The organism is Streptomyces sp. NPDC050743, from assembly GCF_044456925.1.
Lineage (GTDB): Bacteria > Actinomycetota > Actinomycetes > Streptomycetales > Streptomycetaceae > Streptomyces.
The window spans coordinates 14,342-34,501 of record NZ_JBITGJ010000083.1 but is presented as its reverse complement, the minus strand read 5'-3'; the positions used below and the strand labels follow the sequence as shown (position 1 = coordinate 34,501).

At 72.1% G+C, this 20,160-nt stretch carries 17 protein-coding genes; 10 read left to right on the top strand and 7 right to left on the bottom strand.

The window, feature by feature from the left end:
- Positions 1–428 precede the first annotated feature (428 nt).
- Positions 429–2,045 carry an IclR family transcriptional regulator C-terminal domain-containing protein gene (locus ACIBJF_RS41780; RefSeq protein ID WP_399182094.1) on the bottom strand — a complete coding sequence of 539 codons (1,617 nt, stop codon included), beginning with the start codon at positions 2,043–2,045 and terminating at the stop codon, positions 429–431.
- Positions 2,046–2,149: 104 nt separating this feature from the next.
- Positions 2,150–3,385: a M6 family metalloprotease domain-containing protein gene (locus ACIBJF_RS41775; RefSeq protein WP_399182093.1), complete on the bottom strand. Its 1,236-nt coding sequence runs from the start codon at positions 3,383–3,385 to the stop codon at positions 2,150–2,152.
- A 447-nt stretch (positions 3,386–3,832) separates the two neighbouring features.
- Here ACIBJF_RS41775 and ACIBJF_RS41770 point away from each other — a divergent pair, with 447 nt between their 5' ends.
- The gene (locus tag ACIBJF_RS41770; protein ID WP_399182092.1) at positions 3,833–4,480 is read left to right on the top strand and encodes a TetR/AcrR family transcriptional regulator; all 648 of its coding nucleotides are present in this window, start codon (positions 3,833–3,835) and stop codon (positions 4,478–4,480) included.
- A gap of 180 nt (positions 4,481–4,660) precedes the next feature.
- Complete coding sequence (locus tag ACIBJF_RS41765; protein WP_399182090.1) at positions 4,661–6,217, top strand: MFS transporter; 1,557 nt, start codon at positions 4,661–4,663, stop codon at positions 6,215–6,217.
- A 31-nt stretch (positions 6,218–6,248) separates the two neighbouring features.
- Here the strand turns inward: ACIBJF_RS41765 and ACIBJF_RS41760 are convergent, their stop codons facing one another.
- Positions 6,249–6,758 (bottom strand): MarR family transcriptional regulator, encoded by a 510-nt coding sequence (locus ACIBJF_RS41760; RefSeq protein ID WP_351807249.1) that lies wholly within the window; start codon positions 6,756–6,758, stop codon positions 6,249–6,251.
- Positions 6,759–6,862: 104 nt separating this feature from the next.
- On the opposite strand from ACIBJF_RS41760, the gene ACIBJF_RS41755 reads away from it, so the two are divergent.
- Positions 6,863–7,654, top strand: coding sequence for a dioxygenase (locus tag ACIBJF_RS41755; RefSeq protein ID WP_399182088.1), 792 nt, complete (start codon positions 6,863–6,865; stop codon positions 7,652–7,654).
- Between the two features lie 37 nt (positions 7,655–7,691).
- Here ACIBJF_RS41755 and ACIBJF_RS41750 read toward each other — a convergent pair whose 3' ends face one another.
- On the bottom strand, positions 7,692–8,210 hold the full coding sequence (locus ACIBJF_RS41750) for a GNAT family N-acetyltransferase (protein ID WP_399182086.1): 519 nt from the start codon (positions 8,208–8,210) through the stop codon (positions 7,692–7,694).
- A 192-nt stretch (positions 8,211–8,402) separates the two neighbouring features.
- On the opposite strand from ACIBJF_RS41750, the gene ACIBJF_RS41745 reads away from it, so the two are divergent.
- Positions 8,403–9,401, top strand: coding sequence for a sigma-70 family RNA polymerase sigma factor (locus ACIBJF_RS41745; protein WP_351807253.1), 999 nt, complete (start codon positions 8,403–8,405; stop codon positions 9,399–9,401).
- 526 nt (positions 9,402–9,927) lie between these two features.
- On the opposite strand, the gene ACIBJF_RS41740 is transcribed toward ACIBJF_RS41745, so the two are convergent.
- Entirely contained in the window at positions 9,928–10,983 is a 1,056-nt protein-coding gene (locus ACIBJF_RS41740; protein WP_399182084.1) for a MerR family transcriptional regulator, read from the bottom strand.
- A 152-nt stretch (positions 10,984–11,135) separates the two neighbouring features.
- On the opposite strand from ACIBJF_RS41740, the gene ACIBJF_RS41735 reads away from it, so the two are divergent.
- Positions 11,136–11,891: a TetR/AcrR family transcriptional regulator gene (locus ACIBJF_RS41735; RefSeq protein ID WP_399182082.1), complete on the top strand. Its 756-nt coding sequence runs from the start codon at positions 11,136–11,138 to the stop codon at positions 11,889–11,891.
- A 49-nt stretch (positions 11,892–11,940) separates the two neighbouring features.
- Here the strand turns inward: ACIBJF_RS41735 and ACIBJF_RS41730 are convergent, their stop codons facing one another.
- Positions 11,941–12,930 carry a helix-turn-helix transcriptional regulator gene (locus ACIBJF_RS41730; protein WP_399182080.1) on the bottom strand — a complete coding sequence of 330 codons (990 nt, stop codon included), beginning with the start codon at positions 12,928–12,930 and terminating at the stop codon, positions 11,941–11,943.
- Between the two features lie 62 nt (positions 12,931–12,992).
- On the opposite strand from ACIBJF_RS41730, the gene ACIBJF_RS41725 reads away from it, so the two are divergent.
- From ACIBJF_RS41725 to ACIBJF_RS41705, 5 genes are all read left to right on the top strand, one after another.
- Entirely contained in the window at positions 12,993–14,597 is a 1,605-nt protein-coding gene (locus ACIBJF_RS41725) for an MFS transporter (RefSeq protein ID WP_399182078.1), read from the top strand.
- Positions 14,598–14,815: 218 nt separating this feature from the next.
- On the top strand, positions 14,816–15,577 hold the full coding sequence (locus tag ACIBJF_RS41720) for a DeoR/GlpR family DNA-binding transcription regulator (protein ID WP_399182077.1): 762 nt from the start codon (positions 14,816–14,818) through the stop codon (positions 15,575–15,577).
- The gene (pfkB, locus tag ACIBJF_RS41715; RefSeq protein ID WP_399182075.1) at positions 15,574–16,521 is read left to right on the top strand and encodes a 1-phosphofructokinase; all 948 of its coding nucleotides are present in this window, start codon (positions 15,574–15,576) and stop codon (positions 16,519–16,521) included. Before ACIBJF_RS41720 ends, pfkB begins: the two co-directional genes overlap by 4 nt.
- A gap of 205 nt (positions 16,522–16,726) precedes the next feature.
- Positions 16,727–18,889, top strand: a complete 2,163-nt coding sequence (locus tag ACIBJF_RS41710; RefSeq protein WP_399182073.1) for a fructose-specific PTS transporter subunit EIIC — start codon at positions 16,727–16,729, stop codon at positions 18,887–18,889.
- Between the two features lie 131 nt (positions 18,890–19,020).
- On the top strand, positions 19,021–19,272 hold the full coding sequence (locus tag ACIBJF_RS41705) for a hypothetical protein (RefSeq protein WP_351807261.1): 252 nt from the start codon (positions 19,021–19,023) through the stop codon (positions 19,270–19,272).
- Positions 19,273–19,332: 60 nt separating this feature from the next.
- Here ACIBJF_RS41705 and ACIBJF_RS41700 read toward each other — a convergent pair whose 3' ends face one another.
- Entirely contained in the window at positions 19,333–20,079 is a 747-nt protein-coding gene (locus ACIBJF_RS41700) for a DUF6227 family protein (RefSeq protein WP_399182072.1), read from the bottom strand.
- Positions 20,080–20,160 lie beyond the last annotated feature (81 nt).

Sequence of the window (20,160 nt, the reverse complement as noted above, 5' to 3'; positions counted from 1 at the left end):
CACGCCCATCGCCGCCCCGAACACCCGGCCCCAGACTGCCTGGGCTATCGTGACCTCCACGGCCACCGCTTCTTGAAACGTCGTCACAAACGTTCGTGATCACGGTGGCCGTACCCATACCCCCACTCGGCCCCCGCGAGCTCCTGATCAGGGAAGACGCCGGAACTACAGCTGCCGTGACAGATGGCGGTGCACCACGGCAGCGTTCTGATGAGTGCGGCGCATGTCGTGAACTGCAAAACACTGCAGAGACGTTTGGGATTCTGCGGTGCAGCGTTTGGGAGCGTCGCACGGCATCGGGCCTGAGCTGCGGCGACGGAATTTCCCACAGATCCCACGAAGGCATTGCTCGATCGGTGGCGACGGGGCCACCGCCGACAGTGTAGCGAGTGGACCCCGCGCGGTACGGCGGGCCGTGGGGGTCGGGGTCAGGATGCGGGGATGTGGGTGAAGCGGGAGGCGGTGTGGAGGTCGGACTCGATGTGGGCGGCGGTCGTGCGCAGGGCGGGGAGGACGTCGTGGACGCAGTCCTCGAGGGTGCGGCGGGCCGCGTGGGTGGCGACGTTCAGCGCGGCGACCGCCCGGCCGGCCTGGTCCCGTAGCGGTACGGCGATGGAGCGTAGGCCCGACTCCAGTTCCTCGTCGACCAGGGCGTATCCCTGGGCGCGGACCTCGGCGAGGGCCGGGGGCAGGGGGCGGGCGGTGTCCGCCAGGAGGACCCTGCCGAGGGAGGTCCGGGCGGCGGGCAGGCGGGCGCCGACGGTGATGTGGACGGTGAGGACGCGGCTCGCGCCCGCTCCGGCCGTGTACTGGATCTCCGTGCCGTCGGGCGTGAGGACCGCCAGCGCCGTCGGTTCGTGCAACCGGTCCGCGAGGGCGCGGAGGTGGGGCTCGGCCAGACGGGGGAGCGTGGTGCGGGACAGCGGTGGGAAGCCGAGGTCGAGGACGCGGGGGGTCAGGGTGAAGGTGCGGTCGGGGTGCGCGCGCACCAGGCCCAGGTGTTCGTGGGTGAGCAGCGCGCGGCGGGCCGTGGCCCGGGCCAGGCCGGTCGCCCGTGCCACCTCGCTCAGGGACAGCGCCGTGCGGCCCTCGCCGAAGGCGGCCGGCACGGTCAGGCCGCGCGCCAGGGATTCCACGAAGTCCCGGCCCAGCTCGTGCTTGGAGGCGGTCGTCCAGGTCGCCAGGCCCGAGGGCGGCGGGCCGGGCTCGGGCGGGGCAGCGGTGCGCAGCTCGGACTCCATCGCCGCCACCGCCGTACGAAGGCGGGGCAGGAGGCTGGTGCGCAGGTCGGCCGCGGAGTGCCGGCTGGTGTGGCTGACCACGCTCGCCACGCAGGCCAGGCGGCCGGTGTCCGGGTGCCGTACGGGCACGGAGACCGCGACCAGGCCCGGTTCGATCAGCTGGTCGTCCACCGCCCAGCCGTCCCGGCGCGCCCGCTCCACCCGGTCCGGGAAGGCGGAGTCGTCGGCGGGCAGCTGTCGTGGCGGTACGGCGGGGAAGGCCGCGTCCGTCGGGTCCGCCGCGCGGCGGGCGCGCCAGCGTGTCCAGTCCGGCTCCGTCCACTCGGTGGCGAACAGCGGGCCCGGCGCGGTGCGTTCGGCCGGGAGCAGGTCGCCGATGCGGAAGCTCACGGACATCGCGCGGCGGCGGGTGGCCTGGTGGATGAAGCGGATGCCGTCAAGGTCGGCGACCGCGAGCGAGACCGACTCGTCCAGTTCGTCGGCGAGGGCGTCGGCGTGGGCGCCGAGCAGCGCGGGCAGCCGCAGGGCGGCCAGGTAGGCGTTGCCCAGCTCCATCACGCCGGGGGCGAGGACGACGTCGCGGCCGTCGAGGCGGACGTAGTCCATGCGGGAGAGGGTCGCGGTGACGCGGTCGACGGTGGAGCGGGCGAGGCCGGTGGCCCTTTCGAGCGCGCTGGGGCTGAGCGTGCCGCTCGCCTCGGTCAGCCGCCGCAGCACCCCGACCCCGCGCAGCAACGGCCCGACCGCCTCCCCCGCTTCGGCGCGGGTGTCGGCATCCAGGGCGGTCGCACTCTTCGCGGGCATCGGCTCTCCGGTAAGGGCATACGGGCACGCCTACGGTAAACCGCCCCCCGGCGCCCCGTTGTCCGAAGAGCCTCCGGCCGGCTCTTTTCCGGCAGCCGGAGGCGCTACGTCCGCGTCACCCGCACCCGGTACTTCTTGTCCTGGTCCTTGCTGATCACCTGAACGGTGATGCCGTGACCGGGGTCCTTGAAGGTCTCGCCGGGGGAGAAGGGGGCGTCGGAGAGTTCCGCCTGGACGTTGGGGCTGCGGGTGCAGCCGCCGCTGTTCCGGTGGCTGTCGTAGACGGTGACCGGTCCGCGTCCGGTGTCGATCGAGCCGTCCACCTTGTAGATCAGCACACCCGGCCGGCACACCACCTCGTCGTTGCCGCCCTGCTCCCGCACCTCCAGGGCGTACGCGCTCCGCGCGTCGATGGGGACGAGGACCAGCTTGCCGCCGCCGGCCTTGTACAGCGGTGTCAGGTCGTACTCGACGTTGCCGCGTGCCGCCGCGCAGCCCACCTGGGAGCCGTCCAGCCAGCCCAGCTTCCACTTGTGCCAGCCGAGCAGATCGTTCCCGGCGCCCCAGTCCTCGCTCATGATGTCCCAGTGCCCGACCGCGCCCCCGCCCTCCTGCGTGTACAGGTCGGGCAGGCCGAAGGTGTGGCCGTTCTCGTGCGGCAGCACCCGGTAGCCGGTGTGGGAGAAGGAGCCGGAGCCGTCGTCCTGCCGGGAGTAGATGAAGGACGCGTTGGCGACGGGGACGCCGTCGGCGACCGGGGCGGCGTCGCCGTTGCCGGCGAAGGTCACGGACAGGACCGTGTCCAGGGCCGCGGGGCCGGCGTTGGGGGTGACCAGGACGTTGAGGATGTCGTACGCGCGGAAGTCCACCCTCGGGTCGGCGGCGGCCACGATGTCCCGCACCAGCTGCCGGTAGCCGGGGTCGAAGGGCGCGCCGCGCTCTATGCCGTACTCCTTGAAGGGCTTGGGCATCCGCAGCCATGTGGTGATCGGGGTCTCCGGCCGGTAGTCGAGGCGGCCGTAGGACGCGGTGCGGAACCAGTCCCGGGTCTGCGGGAAGAACTCGTGGAAGCGGTCCATGGCGCTGCCCTGTCCGGGCGCGTCGGAGAAGTCGACCATCAGGGTCAGGGCGTGGAGCGTGCCCGTGGAGTGGGCGTAGCCGGGCGGGGTGGGGATGCCCTCGGTCATCTGTACGTCGACGCTGCCCTGGATCGTGCACGGGATGAGGCCGGAGCGGGCCGTGCCGATGGGTCCGGCGGTGCTGGGCGCCATCAGGTGTCCGGTCCCGGCCGAGGTGCCGACCGCCACGGTCAGCGCGGTCACCGCGGCGAGTGCGGCCACCCGGCGCGGGCGTATGCGACGGCGGGAGCGCGGTGGGCGCGCTTCGCGGGCGGTGCCGCCCCGGTGGGCTCGTGCGGGGGCGAAGCCACCCCGGGCTGCTGTGCGGGCGCGGCCGCCCCGGGCTCCTGTTCGGGCAGGGGATATGTGACGGGGCGGCTGCGGCTGCATTCATGGACCCTTCGCTCCACGGCAGCCACAGGTCTCCGGCTGCACCCTTGCGATCACCCTGTGTCGGCGGGGTGCGGGGCGCGCGCTGGAGGAGACCGATCGTGGGAATGCGGACTCGCACGAGGGTGAATCCCGGCGGGATGTGAGTGTGTCTCAGGTCACATGCCTTCTTTTCGTGCTCGGGAAATAACCGGGGACCCTCTCCCCGTTTAGCCCTGTGTCCGAGCGAAACGGGGACTGCATCCCCGGATCGCCCCGCAGCAGACCGAGGAGTACGTCGTGCCGACCGCGACCACCCCCGTAGCGCGCAAGGTGTCCCGGCCTCGCGCCGACGCCGTGCGCAACCGGGAGCGGATCGTCACCGCGGCCCGGGAGATGTTCGTCGAGCACGGTCCTGACGTGCCGCTCGACGAGATCGCCCGCCGGGCCGGCGTCGGCAACGCCACGGTGTACCGCAACTTCCCCGACCGCGAGGCCCTCGTCCGCGAGGTCGTCTGCTCGGTCATGGACCGTACGGCCGAGGCGGCCGAGGTGGCCCTCGCCGAGACCGGGGACGCCTTCGCCGCGCTGGAGCGCTTCGTGCACGCCGCCGCCGACGAGCGGATCAGCGCGCTGTGCCCGGTGATCGCCAGCAGTTTCGACAAGCATCACCCCGACCTGGAAGCCTCCCGCGAGCGTGTCGAGCAGCTCGTGGAGGAGGTCATGGGGCGGGCCGTGGCGGCGGGCCAGCTCCGGCCCGACGTCGGCGTCGGGGACCTGATGATCGTCGTGGCGCAGCTGAGCCGGCCCCCGGCCGGCACGGACTGTCTGCGCGGCGACCGTTTCGTCCACCGCCACCTTCAGCTGTTCCTCGACGGCCTGCGGGCGCCCGCCCGCTCCGCCCTGCCGGGTACGGCCGTGACCATCGAGGAGCTGCGCGACTCCTGACCGATTAGTTCGGCTCCCGATCCCAGTCCACCTGTAGGCCGGAACACCCGGCGTCCCGGCCGTCACCGTCGACGAGCCACGCCCTGAGCTTCCGTTTTTTCGTCCTACTCCCTCTTTTCTCGATCTTTCCTGCACGTTTTCCGTCACGTTCCGTACCGAAGTCCCGAAGTGGGTACCTCCATGTCCGAAACAGCCCGAAAGGCTCCCGGCGCCACCGCGCCGACCGGCGTCGCCGCACGCGGCGGCGACGCCAACCGCTGGAAGGCGCTCGTCTTCATCGCGCTCGCCCAGCTGATGGTCGTCCTCGACGCCACCATCGTGAACATCGCCCTCCCCTCCGCCCAGAGCGACCTCGGCATCTCCGACGGCAACCGGCAGTGGGTCGTCACGGCCTACGCCCTCGCCTTCGGCGGTCTGCTGCTCTTCGGCGGCCGTATCGCCGACAAGTGGGGCCGCAAGCGCGCCTTCGTCACGGGCCTCGCCGGCTTCGCCCTCGCCTCCGCGCTGGGCGGTGCCGCCACCACCGGTCCGATGATGTTCGGCGCCCGCGCTCTCCAGGGCGTCTTCGGCGCCCTGCTCGCCCCGGCCGCGCTGTCGCTGCTCGCCGTGATGTTCACGGACGCCAGGGAGCGCGCCAAGGCGTTCGGCATCTACGGCGCCATCGCGGGCGGCGGCGGCGCCGTCGGCCTGATCCTCGGCGGTTTCCTCACCGAGTACCTGAACTGGCGCTGGACCTTCTTCGTGAACATCCCGTTCGCCATCGTCGCCGCGGCCGGCGCCTACTTCGTCATCCGTGAGCCCGAGGGCGGCCGCAACCGCTCCCCGCTCGACATCCCCGGCGTGATCCTGTCCACCCTCGGCCTGGTCGCCCTCGTCTACGGCTTCACCCGTGCCGAGTCCGACGGCTGGAGCGACGCGGTCACCGTGTCCATGTTCATCGCGTCCGCGGTGCTGCTGACCGCCTTCGCCGTCGTCGAGTCCCGGGTCAAGGCCCCGCTGCTGCCGCTGCGCGTGGTGACCGACCGCAACCGCGGCGGCATCTACCTCTCGCTGGGTCTCGCGATCATCGGCATGTTCGGCCTGTTCCTCTTCCTGACCTACTACCTGCAGGTCGTGAAGGGCTACTCGCCGGTCAAGACCGGCTTCGCGTTCCTGCCGATGATCGCCGGCATGATCACCGGCTCCACCCAGATCGGCACCCGGCTGATGACCCGCGTCCCGGCCCGCCTGCTGATGGGCCCCGGCTTCCTGGTCGCCGGCGTCGGCATGCTGCTGCTGACCCAGCTGGAGGTCGGCTCGTCGTACGCCGCCCTGCTGCTGCCCGCGATGCTGCTCCTGGGTCTCGGCATGGGTACGGCGTTCATGCCGGCCATGTCCCTGGCCACCATGGGCGTCGAGCCCCGGGACGCCGGCGTCGCCTCCGCGATGGTCAACACCTCGCAGCAGGTGGGCGGCGCGATCGGCACCGCCCTGCTGAACACGATCGCCGCGTCCGCGACGACGTCGTACGTCAAGGACCACATCGCCGGTGCGGCCGCCAAGCCGCAGCAGCAGCTGGTCCAGCTGCAGGGCCTGGTGCACGGCTACACCGCGGCGATCTGGTTCGCCGTCGGCATCCTGGGCCTCGCCGCCCTGATCGCCTTCACCTTCGTCACCGCGGGGCGCCCGGGCGCCACCACGGTGGCCTCCGGCGAGGGCGTCGAGGACGAGGTGCCGGTGCCGGTGGTGGCCCACTGACCGGCCGCGGCGCGCGTGGCCGCGCGCTGACCTAGCGGAGCCAGGGCAGGTCCGCACCCGCTTCATCGGGCTGGAGGCCCTCGGCGACGATCTCCATGATCTCGCCGAGGGCCTTCTGCTGTTCCGGGCTGAGCCGCTCGAACAGCGCCTGCCGTACGGCGGCCACATGGCCCGGCGCGGTGCGCCTGAGCACCTCGGCGCCCTCGTCGGTGAGCACCGCGAACTGGCCGCGCTTGTCGGAGGGGCAGTCCTCACGGCGCACCCAGCCGTTCTTCTCCAGCCGCGCGATGGCGTGCGACAGCCGGGAACGGGTGATCTTCGCCTGCATCGCCAGCTCCGTCATCCGCAGCCGGCGGCGCGGTGCCTCGGCGAGGCCGACGAGCAGGCCGTAGTAGATGTGCGGCATGCCCGCGTCCCGTTGCAGCTGCCGGTCGAGGTGGTCCTCCAGCAGGGTGGTGGCGTGCAGGTAGGCGCGCCAGACGCGCTGTTCCTCGTCGCTGAGCCAGCGGGGCTGCGCGGCGGAGCCGGATGCCGTGTTCATGCATCCCACTGTACGAGGCATCTCCTTGAAATTTGAACTAGTCGGGCGTACGGTCGACCATGGAACTTGAGAATTAAAGCAATGCAGTCCTGGGAGCCGCCGCGATGTCCACCAGCAGCCCGGAGCGCATGCCCGCCCTGTACCTCAGCCACGGCGCCCCGCCGCTCGCCGACGACCCCGTCTGGCCCGGCCAGCTCGCCGCCTGGTCCGCCGGCCTGCCCCGCCCCAAGGCGATCCTCATGGTCTCCGCCCACTGGGAGGAGGCCCCGCTCGCGCTGGGCGCGGTGGAGACCGTCCCGCTCGTCTACGACTTCTGGGGCTTCCCCGAGCACTACTACCGGGTCCAGTACGCCGCCCCCGGCGCCCCCGAGCTCGCCGAGTCCGTCCGCAAGCTGCTGCGCGCCCCCGGCACCCCCGTCCAGGACATCCCCGACCGCGGCCTCGACCACGGCGCCTACGTCCCCCTCGTCGAGATGTTCCCCGCCGCCGACATCCCCGTCCTGCAGATATCCATGCCCACGCTCGACCCGGTGCGCCTGATGGACATCGGCCGCAAGCTCGCGCCGCTGCGCGACGAGGGGGTGCTGATCGTCGGCTCCGGCTTCTTCACCCACAACCTCGCCGCCCTGCGCCACGCGGGGAGCGGCGTGCCCAGCTGGTCCTCCGAGTTCGACGACTGGGGCCGCCGCGCCCTTCAGGCCCGCGACTGGGACGCCCTGCTGGACTTCCTGAACAAGGCCCCGGCCGGCCGATACGCCCACCCGCGTACCGAACACTTCGCCCCGCTCTTCGTCACCATGGGCGCGGCGGAGGCGGGGGACGAGCTCGACGCGCAGAAGTCCGTCATCGACGGGTTCTGGATGGGAATGGCCAAGCGGTCGGTGCAGTTCGGATGAGTGCGGGCCCTCAGGGTCACCCGGGGACCCCTGCGGGTCACAGCTCTTTCTCGTACCAGGCCACGTCCCAGTAGCGGCCGAACTTGCGGCCGACCTCGCGGTACGTGCCGACATACCGGAAGCCGAAGCGGGCGTGCAGCCGCTCGGAGGCCTCGTTGGGCTGGGCGATCCCGGCGTAGGCACGGTGCACGTCCTCGTCGGCCAGCGCCTTGAACAGGGCCTCGTAGAGCAGCGTGCCGACACCGCGCCGTCCGGCGTCCGGGGCGACGTACACCGAGGTCTCCACCGACGTGACGTACGCGGGCTTCGGCCGGTAAGGGCCGGATGTGGCGTACCCCAGAATCCGCTGTGACTCCGCGTCCGTGGCAACCTTCAGCCGGTGCGGGCCGTCTTCCGGGTGGGAGAGCAGCCAAGGGCGGCGCTCTTCCGGAGTGAAGACCGCGGTATCGAAGGTGATGGCCGTCTCGCGTACATAGTGGTTGTAGATCGCCGTGAGAGCGTCGAGATCTCCCTCGACTCCCGGCCTGACCTGCACCTCTGTACGTTGCGTGGCCATGTCGCCTCCCCGTGTGGCGGACAGGGTACTGCATGATCAGAAAAATTGGGGGACGGGTTGGGAATTCTGTCCGGATTCCAGTCGTTGTTTCCCACGGATGCAGGGCACTCGGAGAGAGTCGCCACAGACCCTCCCCCGATGCCGAGCGTTCAGCAGGACCACCCGCCAGCCCACCATCGCAAGGGAGCACGCATGGCAACCCGTGCCGTCGCCCGTCGTCAGTCCGCCACCGGCGAGACGGTCGACTCGGCAAGCAGTGTTCGCGCCCATGGCGGCGAGATCGCGGACCGCGACCTGGTCGGCATGTACCTCGACGAGATCGCGCGCACGCCGCTGCTCGACGCCGCCAAGGAGGTCGAGCTGTCCCAGACCATCGAGGCGGGTGTCTTCGCGCAGCAGGTCCTCGACGGTGAGGAGGAGTCCAAGACGGACGCCACCCGCGAGGAACTGGAGGCGCTGGTCGCCGCCGGCGAGCGGGCCAAGGACATCTTCATCCGTTCCAACCTCCGCCTCGTCGTCGCCGTGGCCCGGCGCTACCCGCGCAGCGGCCTGCCCCTGCTCGACCTGATCCAGGAGGGCAACGCCGGTCTGGTGCGCGCGGTCGAGAAGTTCGACTACCGCAAGGGCTTCAAGTTCTCGACGTACGCCACCTGGTGGATCCGTCAGGCCATCACCCGCTCCATCGCCGACCAGTCCCGCACCATCCGGCTCCCCGTCCACCTGGTGGAGGAACTGGGCCGCATCCGCCGCGTGCAGCGCGAGTTCAACCGTGAGCACGGCCGCGACCCGGAGCCCGCGGAGATCGCCGTGGAACTGGGCGCGACGCCGGAGCGCGTCATCGACGTCCTGGACTGGGCCCGTGACCCGGTCTCGCTGAACATGTCGGTGGACGACGAGGGCGAGACCCAGTTCGGCGACCTGCTGGAGGACACCTCTGCGGTCTCCCCCGAGCAGTCGGTCATGACCCTGCTGCGCAGCGAGGAACTGGACGACCTGATCGGCCGCCTGGACCAGCGCACGGCCTCCATCATCAAGATGCGGTACGGCATCGAGGACGGCCGCGAGCGCACCCTGACCGAGGTCGGCAAGGAACACGGCCTGACCCGCGAACGCATCCGCCAGATCGAGAAGCACGCTCTGCTCGAACTGAAGAAGCTGGCCCGCCAGACCGGCTTCGACGCGGCGGCGTAACGGAGTTACGACGTGCCGGTGCCGGCTGTGAGAGGGGCGCCCGTGGGATGAGCCGGGATGCGGTAGGCGGGCGGCACCGGAGCGCGGCGGCCGGCAACCTGTGGTGCCTGTGGGCGTCAGGTGCCTGGGGGAGCGCACGCCGGTGGCGAAAGGCGGCGCAAACATGGCGCGGTCCCATCGCTTCAACTCCCGGGCCCGCGGGAACAACCCTTCCGGGCCCCCAGCAGCCAGGCCCGGGACCGCACTCCCTCCGCACCAACCGCACAGACCGGCCGACCCCACGCGCCCACCGCACGAACCGAGCCACACAGCCAGGTCCCGACGCACATCCCCCCCGGCGCCGGGACCTCCCAGCCGGGCTTCGGCACCTATCCCCCCCGGGTGCCGAGGCCCGGCTTTTCGCGTATCTGTATGTGCGAGTCCTCGACCGCTCGGGTCGGTTGAGGATGCCGCCTGTCAACTGATCCGGCGTCTAAGGCTGTTCCTGCCCGGCCGTTCTTGTACGTCCGTTCCTGTCGGGGCGCTCCTATCCGGCCACCGCCCGCGCGCGCAGGGCCGCGGCCGCCCAGTCGATCACCGGTGTCACCGGCTCGGGGGCCGGCCAGCCGTTGACGAGAGCCAGCAGGCGGAGATAGGTGTCCCGCCGGGGTTCGCGCGCGGCTTCGAGACGCTGCAGCAGCCACTCGTGCGGCGCGGCGTGACCTGCCTGCCCGCAGGCGGGGGCGCACCGGGTGACCAGGGCCGCGACGACGGGATCCGCTTCCGGCGCCTCGGGCCTGATACCGGACGCCAGGGCGGTGTTCACGACATCCCGGGCGACGGCGACGACGTCCGGCACGGGCGGCGTGCCGGCGACGCCGCCCTCGCGTCCCTGCCGGTTCCCGGCATGCTGCCGGACCAGCCGTCGTACGGCCGCACGGAACTCGTCGTCGAGCGACAGCTCGGCCAGCTCCACCCACGCCGTCACCTGCTCCTCGGTCGCGTGGTCGGGCAACTCGGGGGTGAGGGAGCGCCGGAGCCCGCACTCGGCGGGGTGGGGCGCGTCGGCCGAGGAGGGTCTGGGTGGTGCGTCGGCCGGGGTGAGTCGGGGTGGTGCGTCGGCCGGGGCAGGCTGGGGTGCGTCGGTCAGGGAGGGCTGGGGCGGTGCCTCGAAGACGGCGTCGAGGAAACCGCCGATCAGGCGGCGCCGCTCCTTTTCGGACAGGGTCGCCAACCGGTGCATGAGTTCCATCTCCTCGAAGGTCGGTTCATGCCTGGCCGCCACGGCGGACAGCACCGCCCGGCGCAGGCGCAGCACACTGATCTGCACGTCCAGCGCGGCGGCCTGCTCGGCCGCGACCCGGCCGAGGCTGAGCGGCCGGTCCACGATCCGCCGGATCACCTCCAGGCCCAGGCCGAGTTCGCGCAGCGTCCGTACGAGCGCCAGCCGGGCGACCGCCTCGGGGCCGTAGCGGCGGTAACCGGCCGGGGTACGGCTCGCCGGCACCACGAGATGCTGGTCCGAGTAGAAGCGGATGGTCTTGACCGACAGCCCGGTACGCCGGGCCAGCTCACCGATCGAGTACGAGATGCCGGAGTGCATGACCCCACCTTCCGGTCTCCCCTGGCGGGAGACTCAAGTCTGCGCGGGCGGCGGTGTGGTGGCGCGTCATGGAACGACGGCCCACCCCGTACCTGAACCCCGGGGTGGACCGTCGGATGGCAGATTCTGCCACACGGGCATAACCTGCCGGGATGAGCACCACCCCCGGCACCACACCGAGCACCACCCCTCGCACCACCTCCAGCGCTGCCCGGGAATCGCGTTCCGCCTCCGCGCCGGTCTCGCTGACCGAACGCCGCAAGGCCGAGACCCGGACGGAGATCGCCCGGGCGGCGGCCGCCCTGTTCGTCCGCCAGGGTCTGCGGGCGACCCGCGCCGAGGACATCGCACAGGCTGCGGGCATCGCACCGCGCACCTTCTACCGCTACTTCGCCACCAAGGAGGAAGCGGTCGCTCCCCTGTACGCGGCAGGCGCCCAGCGCTGGGCGGAAGCGGTCCGCTCGGCCCCGGCCCACCTCGGCGTCCCCGAGGCCCTGGAGCACGCCGTGCAGCACACCCTCACCCCCGGCGCCGGTGTCTCGGCCGCGTCCTGGGAATGGGTGCGCACCCTGATCCGTCTGGCCGACGCCAGTCCTGCCCTGCGCAAGGTCTGGGCGGAGGTGTGCCAGGCGTCGGAGCGGAGCCTGGCGGAGATCCTCGCGCACCGGATCGCGGCACCGGCAACCGGCGGTGAACCCGGCCGAGTTGGCGGTCGCGGAACCGGTGAGGCGACGGTCACCCCCGACCTCCGCTTCGCCGCGGCCGTCGCCGGCGCAGCCGTCCGTGTGGCCGTGGAGTCCTGGGCCGCCACCTCCTCCCCGCCCACGGGCCCGGAGGGCCCCGTGACCCTGGCGCTGCGCAACCTCCAATCCCTGCGGAACTTCGAGTGGGGCGCCGGGGAGGGCTAGACCGTCACCGACGGGGCCCTCGCCGATGGGGCCCTCACCGAAGGGCCCCTCACCGAGTGACCCCCTCCTCGCGGACATTCGCCCCCGCTCGACTCAGCCGCGCACCCAACTCCCGCATGCACTCGGCGAGTTCACTAGGCCCCCGGACCGTGAACTCGTACCCCGCCATCGCCAGCCGTACCGCCAGCCACTCCAGGGGATCGCCGAAGGCGCCCCGCAGCACACAACCACCCTCGCCGTCGTCCTCCGGCACCCCGAGCCCCGCCGGCAGGCGTGCGGAGAGCTGCTCCGCCGTCGCGGCGAAGTGCACCGCGAACTCGTACCTCTCCTGCCGCCGCTGGATGGACTGGCGCAGGTACTCCGCCGCGCTCCCGGTCGGCAACTCCCGTGGCGCGAAGCGGACTCCGGTCGCGAACGGCTCGCTCACCCGGTCCACCCGGAAGGTCCGCCAGTCGGCGCGGTCGAGGTCGTAGGCGACGAGATACCACCGCCGCCCGGTCGACACCAGCCGGTGGGGTTCGGTCAGCCGCCGTGACTCGCTGCCGTCCCTGTCGCGGTAGGCGAACCGCAGCCGCTCGTGCCCCGCCACCGTCGAGGCCATCACGGTCAGCGTCTCCGGTGCGATGGTCGGCCCGTCCCCGCTGGTCAGCGGTGTCGTCGCGGCCTGGAGCGTGGACACCCGGTGGCGCAGCCTGGCCGGCAGCACCTGCTCCAGCTTGGCCAGGGCCCGTACGGAGGCCTCGTCCACGCCCTCCACCGCATGACCGGCTCCGGCCCGCAGCCCCACCGCGATCGCCACCGCCTCCTCGTCGTCCAGCACCAGCGGCGGCAGCGCCTTCCCGGCGACCAGCCGGTACCCGCCGTCGGCCCCCTTGCTGGCCTGCACGGGATACCCCAGTTCACGCAACCGGTCGATGTCCCGCCGCACGGTGCGCCGCGACACCCCGAGCCGCTCGGCGAGCTCACCGCCGGGCCACTCGCGGGGGGTCTGGAGCAGGGAGAGGAGCTGCAGCAGCCGTGCCGGGGTGTCCGTCGTCATGAGTACGAGGATGCCGCAGAAGTAGGACACGATCTGACCTAATGGCGTCCTAGCTTGAGCGTATGACCCACGGCGACGACAACACCTTCCAGGGGCGCGCAACCGCGTCGATCAGCGGCTCCGCCACAGGGCGAGACAAGCCACACACGACCGGCACCCGGGTGACCACACCTACTCCCACGGCGCTCCCCGAACCCATCCCCGACCGAACCCGATGGCTGGCCCTGGCCATCGTCATGACCGCGGCCTTCATGGACCTGGTGGACGTGACGATCGTCAACATCGCCATCCCGTCCATCCAGCGGACGGCCCACGCGTCGGTCAGCCAGATCCAGTGGATCACCGCCGGCTACGCCCTGGCCTTCGCCGCGGGCCTCATCACCGGCGGACGTCTCGGCGACATCCATGGCCGCAAACGGCTGTTCCTGATCGGTGTCGGCGGCTTCACCCTCGCCTCCGCCCTGTGCGGCTTCGCCGCGAACCCGGAGATGCTGGTCGCCTCCCGCATCCTGCAGGGCGGTATGGCGGCGATGATGGTGCCGCAGGTGCTGTCGATCGTGCACGCCACCTTCCCGGCCCACGAACGCGGCAAGGTGTTCGGCCTGTTCGGCGCGATCGTCGGCCTCGGGGCGGTCTCCGGACCGCTGCTCGGCGCGCTGCTGACCGAGTGGAACCTGTTCGGCCTCGAATGGCGGCCCATCTTCCTCATCAACCTCCCCGTCGGCGTCCTGGCCTGGATCCTGGGCCGCCGCTTCATCACCGAATCGAAGGCCCCCAAGGCGCTGAAGCTAGACCTCGTCGGTGTCGCCCTGGTCTCGCTGGGCCTGCTGATGCTGCTCTACCCGCTCACCCGCGGCCGCGAGCTGGGCTGGCCGCTGTGGGGGTACCTCTGCATGGCCGGCGCGCTCGTCGTCTTCGCGGCGCTGGTGTCGTACGAAAAACGGAAGGCGGCCAGGGACGGTTCCCCGCTCATCGAACTGTCCCTCTTCCGGGTGAAGAGCTTCGCCGCGGGCATCGCCGTACAGACCGTTTTCGGGGTCGCGCTCGGCATCTTCTTCCTGGTCTGGACGCTCTACATGCAGATCGGCCTGGGCTGGAGCCCGCTGCGGGCCGGGCTGACCGGCGTGCCGTTCTCCCTCGCGGTGTCGACGGCGGCCGGGATGTCGGTGCAGAAGCTGGTCCCGAGGTTCGGGCGGATGGTGCTCCAGGCGGGTGCGCTGGTCATGGCCGTAGGCGTGCTGCTCTACCTGTGGGAGGCGCACCGGTACGGCCTCGGCATCGCCTCCTGGCAGATGGCCCTGCCGCTGGTCGTGATGGGCGCCGGCATGGGGCTGATCGTCGCCCCGCTGACCGACGCGGTGCTCTCCGAGGTGCCGCGCGAGCACGCCGGGTCCGCGTCCGGGCTGATCAACACGGTGCAGCAGATGGGCAACGCGCTCGGCCTGGGGCTGGTGTCGGTGGTGTTCTTCGGGGAGGTCGGCGACCGGCCGGCCCCGGCCCAGGTCGGCCCGGCCTTCGTGCACGCCTTCCAGCACGCGCTGTGGTGGGTCGCCGGGATCATGGGCGCGATCTTCCTGCTGATGTCCGCCCTGCCGAAGCGGCCCGCACAGCAGGTGGAGGGGGCCGAGGCGGAGGCGCCGGCGCGGGAGCCGGAGCTGGTGCACTGAGCCGCGCCTGACGGAGCCCGGCACCCGCGGGTGCCGGGCCCTTCGCATGCTCGTCGGTGCCCCACTGCCTTCCCTGTGTCCGGCCGGACGCCCGATCATGTCCGGTTGAAGCCCGAACCTGTTTACTTTCCGGAAATCCCGGCGTAGCCTCCCGACTGAAACCACACGTTCGGGCATCAGTCAGAAGTGAACGGACATCGAGTCGGAGGCGAGCGGGCATGTACGCACCGGAACGGCAGCAGGAGATCCTCCGGCTCGCACGTGACGGCGGCCGGGTGGACGTGCTGTCGCTCGCCGAGGAGTTCCAGGTCACCGCGGAAACGATCCGCCGCGATCTGAAGGCCCTCGACCGGGCGGGCCTCGTCCGCCGGGTGCACGGCGGCGCCATCCCGGTCGGCCGCCTCGACTTCGAACCGGACCTCACCGAGCGCGAGTCCACCGCCGCCGACGAGAAGGACCGCATCGCCAAGGCCGCCGTCGCCGAACTGCCGACCGAGGGCACGATGATCCTCGACGCCGGCACGACGGTCGCCCGGGTCGCCGCCGCGATCCCGCTGGAGGCCTCCCTGACCGTCGTCACGCACAGCCTGCCCATCGCCGCCCGCCTCGCCGACCACCCGGGCATCCAGCTCCACCTGGTCGGGGGGCGCGTACGGCACCGCACGCGCGCCGCCGTGGACGCCTGGGCGCTGCGCGCATACGGCGAGATCCGCGCCGACGTGCTGTTCGTGGCGGCCAACGGCTTCTCCGCCGAGCACGGGCTGACCACCCCGGACCTCGCCGAGGCCGCGGTCAAGCGGGCCGCCGTCGCCGCCGCCCGGCGCGTGGTGCTCCTGGCCGACTCCTCCAAGCACGGCCAGGAGCACTTCGCCCGGTTCGGCGACCTGGGCGATGTGGACCTGCTGATCACCGACAGCGGGCTGAGCCCGGAAGACGCCGCCGCCATCGAGCGCGGCGGCACGGAAGTAGTACGCGCATGATCCTCACCGTCACCCCCAACCCCTCCCTCGACCGCACCTACGAGGTCCCCGCCCTGGAACGCGGCGAGGTCGTCCGCGCCACCGGCGAGCGCATGGACCCCGGCGGCAAGGGCGTGAACGTCTCGCGCGCCGTCGCGGCCGCCGGCCGGCGCACGGTCGCCGTTCTGCCCCTGGGTGGTGCGCCGGGGGCGCTCATCGCCGACCTGCTCGACGCGCAGGGCATCGAGGTCGCGCCGGTCCTGATCACCGGAGCCACCCGCTCGAACATCGCGCTCGCGGAGTCCGACGGGGTGCTCACGAAGATCAACGCGCCGGGCCCGGAGCTGTCGCAGGCCGAACAGGAGCTCCTCCTGGACACCGTGCGCGAGCAGTCCCGCGACGCCGACTGGATCGCGTGCTGCGGCAGCCTGCCCCGGGGGCTCGCGCCGTCGTGGTACGCGGACGTCGTCACGCGGGCGCACGCCGGGGACGCGCGCATCGCGCTGGACACCTCGGGGCGTGCGCTGCTGGAGGCACTGGCAGCGCGGCCCGACGTGGTGAAGCCCAACGCCGAGGAGCTCGCGGAAGCCGTCGGGCGCCCCCTGGCGACCGTGGGCGACGCACTGAAGGCGGCCGAGGAGGTGCGCGGCATGGGCGCGCGCGCCGTGCTCGCGAGCCTGGGCGCCGACGGGCAGCTCCTGGTGGAGGACACGGGCACCTGGTTCGCCACCGCCCGCGTGGACACGGTCCGCAGCAACGTCGGCGCCGGGGACTCCTCCCTCGCCGGCTTCCTGATTGCCGGCGGCAGCGGCCCCGAGGCCCTCGCCTCCGCCGTCGCCCACGGCGCCGCCGCCGTCCAGCTCCCCGGCAGCGTCATGCCGACCCCCGCCGACCTGGACCTCTCGGCCGTGACCGTCACGGCCGAGATCCCCCTCGACCGCGAACTGACGGAGCCGGTGTCATGAACGCCCTCGCGCTCCGTCGCACCCGCCCCGGCACCCGGCGGCCGGGCGCTCGCACCGCGTCCGCACCCCAGGACGCGCCCACCCGGCCCGCCTCGAAGCGGCGAGGTCCCCCGTTACTCGCCGCTGTCCCCACCCCCACCCCCACCCCCGTCCCCCTTTCCGCCCACGCCTCCCCCCGGGCGATACGCGTGCATAGGAGCCCGCGATGAGCGACATGATCACCGCGGACCTGGTCGACCTCGACCTGTCCGCCGACACCAAGGAAGCGGCGGCGCGCGCCCTCGCCGAGCGCATGGTGGCCCAGGGCCGGGTGACCGACCTGGAGGGCTTCCTCGCCGACGTGGCCGCCCGTGAGGCCCAGATGCCGACCGGCCTCGACGGCGGCATCGGCATCCCGCACTGCCGCAGCGCCCACGTCACCGAGCCGAGCCTCGCCTTCGGCCGCAGCGCCGCCGGCATCGACTTCGGCGCCGCGGACGGCCCGGCCGACCTGATCTTCCTGATCGCGGCCCCGGCCGGCGCCGACGACGCCCACCTGAAGATCCTCTCCTCACTGGCCCGCCAGCTGATGAACACCGAGTTCACGGACGCGCTGCGCGCGGTGACCGACGCGCAGACGGCGGCCGCGCTGATCCGTGGCGACGAGACGCCGAGCGCCGGGGGCGCGAACCTTGCGGCGGGCGCTGCTCAGGGCGCCGTGGGCGCCGCGAGCGCAGGCGGCGCCATCGAAGACACCGCTGCGGCGTCGGTGGCGGCCTCCGCCGACGCCGCAGCGGGCACCACCGCGCAGGCGCCGGGCGCATCCGCCCCGGCGCAGGCGACCCCCGCGGGCGCCGACTCCGCCACGGACTCCGGCGCACGCCCCTTCCGTATCGTCGCCGTCACCTCCTGCCCGACCGGCATCGCGCACACCTACATGGCGGCCGAGTCCCTGGAGAACGCGGGACGCGAGGCGGGCGTCGAACTCGTCGTCGAGACGCAGGGCTCGGCCGGCTTCACCCGGCTGGACCCGGCGGTGATCGCGGCGGCGGACGCAGTGATCTTCGCGCACGACGTCCCCGTACGCGAGAAGGACCGTTTCGCCGGAAAGCCGACCGTCGACGTCGGAGTGAAGGCGGGCATCAACCGCCCCGCCGCACTCATCACGGAGGTGCGCGCGAAGGCGGCGCGCGGCGAGACGAGCGCGCCGGCGCCCGCCTCGGGCGGCACGCCGGTCGAGCGCGCGGGCGACTCCACCGAGGGTTACGGCACCAAGCTGCGCAAGTGGCTGATGAGCGGTGTGAGCTACATGGTGCCGTTCGTCGCCGCGGGCGGCCTCCTCATCGCCCTGGGCTTCGCGATCGGCGGCTACAAGATCAACAAGGCGCCGTCGGTCATGGACCACTTCGTGTGGACGCAGGCCGACAGCTGGGGCGCGCTGTCCTTCCAGATCGGCGTCGTCGCCTTCGGCTTCCTGGTCCCGGTCCTGGCCGGCTACATCGCCTACGGCATGGCCGACCGGCCCGGCCTGGTACCCGGATTCGTGGGCGGCGCGATCTCCCTGACCATCAACGCGGGCTTCCTCGGCGGCCTCGCGGCCGGTCTGATCGCCGGCGGTGTGGTGCTGGCCATCCAGAAGGTGCGGATACCCACGGCGTTGCGCGGCATCATGCCGGTGGTGGTGATCCCGCTGATCTCCTCGGCGATCGTCGGATTCCTGATGTTCGTGGTGATCGGCAAGCCCATCGCCAGCGCCCAGAAGGGCCTCACCGACTGGCTGAACGGCCTCACCGGCACCAACGCGATCCTGCTCGGCGCCCTCCTCGGCCTGATGATGTGCTTCGACCTCGGCGGCCCGGTCAACAAGGTCGCCTACACCTTCGCCACCGCCGGCATCGCGGTCTCCAACCCCAGCGACTCCGCCATGAAGATCATGGCCGCGGTGATGGCGGCCGGCATGGTCCCGCCGCTGGCGATGGCCCTGGCCACCACCGTGCGCGGCAGGCTGTTCACGCACACCGAGCGCGAGAACGGCAAGGCCGCCTGGGTGCTGGGCGCCTCCTTCATCTCGGAGGGCGCCATCCCGTTCGCGGCGGCCGACCCGCTGCGCGTGATCCCCTCGTCGATGGTCGGCGGCGCGCTCACCGGCGCCCTGTCGATGGCCTTCGGCGCCACCCTGCGCGCCCCGCACGGCGGCATCTTCGTGATCCCGCTGATCGGCAACCCCTTCCTGTACCTCATCGCCATCGCGGCCGGCGTCTGCGCCACCACGGCCCTGGTCGTCCTGCTCAAGGGCATGCGCAAGCAGACCCCGGAGACCACGGCCACCGACCCCACCGCGAACGCGGCCACCGCGGCAAAGGAGACCAAGCAGCCCGTGGCGGCCTGACCGGCGCATCACCGCCGCCACGCCTTGTCACCACGCCTTGTCCCTTTAGTTCGCTGTGAGTTGTTCACGGCACCTGCGAGATACGTCACGGTCCGGGGCCAAAGTCCCGGACCGTGGTGTGTACTGGGCCTATGCCAGAGCATGTCGCGACTCTCCAGTTGACCGGCGCGGCCGTCCTCACCCTGGCCGGCGTGGCCTGGGCGATCGTCGTCGTACGCCTGCTGCGCCGCTTCCGCAAGGAGGCCCTGCGAGAGCTCCCGGCCGCTCGTCTCCCGTTCCTCCCGCCCCAACGGCAGGGCGGCCCCGCGTGGGAGAAGGTGGAACTCACCCCCGCGGAACAGGACGCCTTCGCCGGACTGATACGACGACTCGGCGATCACTGACCGAGCAGCGCCGTCCCCCGCCCCGCGGCACGCGCTACCCCTGCCGCCCCGCGGCGCTCACTACCCCTGTCGCGCCGCGCGCCGCTCCATGGCGTCCCGGGCCGCGTCTTCCGACATGTACACCTCGCACATGTGACGCCCGTCCGGTGTCGCGGTGTGCTCCACCTCCCACAGGGAGACCTGGCTGCCGTCCGGCAGCAGGAACGCGTGCTCGTACAGCGCGTAGCTCAGCCCCGCGCGCCCGGCGCGGCCCGGGCGCCCGAACGCCTGCGTGATCTCGTGCGCCGTCGCCGTCGCCAGCAGCGCCGCCGTCTGCGCGTCGGGCCGGTCCGGATTCTCCGCACGGCGCAGCAGCCGGCGCGCGTGGTCGGCCGAGTCGTCGGAGGCGAACATGTGCCGCGGCTCCGGGATCGCCCACAGCCGCATCAGCGCGGGCAGCTCGAACTCGGGCGTCTCGGGCGGCATCCCGAGCCGCGCCGTGGCCGTCTGCAGCTCCTCCTCGTCGACGTACACCTCGCTCACCGGGGCGCCGCCCGGCGTGGGGTTGTGCACGAGCTCCCACAGCGTGACCGCGGAGCCGTCGGCGAGCAGCCAGGTGTGCCGGTACGTCTCCCGGTGCAGCCCCGCGCTGTGGTACGCCGAGTGCAGCGAACTGTCGTGCACCAGCGCGCAGTCGAGCTGCCGTATCACCTCGTCGGGCAGCTCGAAGGAGTTCAGGGCACGGCCGAGGAGCCGCTCGAGATGCTCCTCAGGAGACTCGGGCGACTCGGCTGGTTCGTACGCTGCCGTCTCGTACGGAACGCTCAAGACTTCTCCCGGCGTTGCTGCATGTCACCTTGTGGGTGCATACCGTAGCCCCTCGGTCGGACATCATGTCCGGGAACCGAG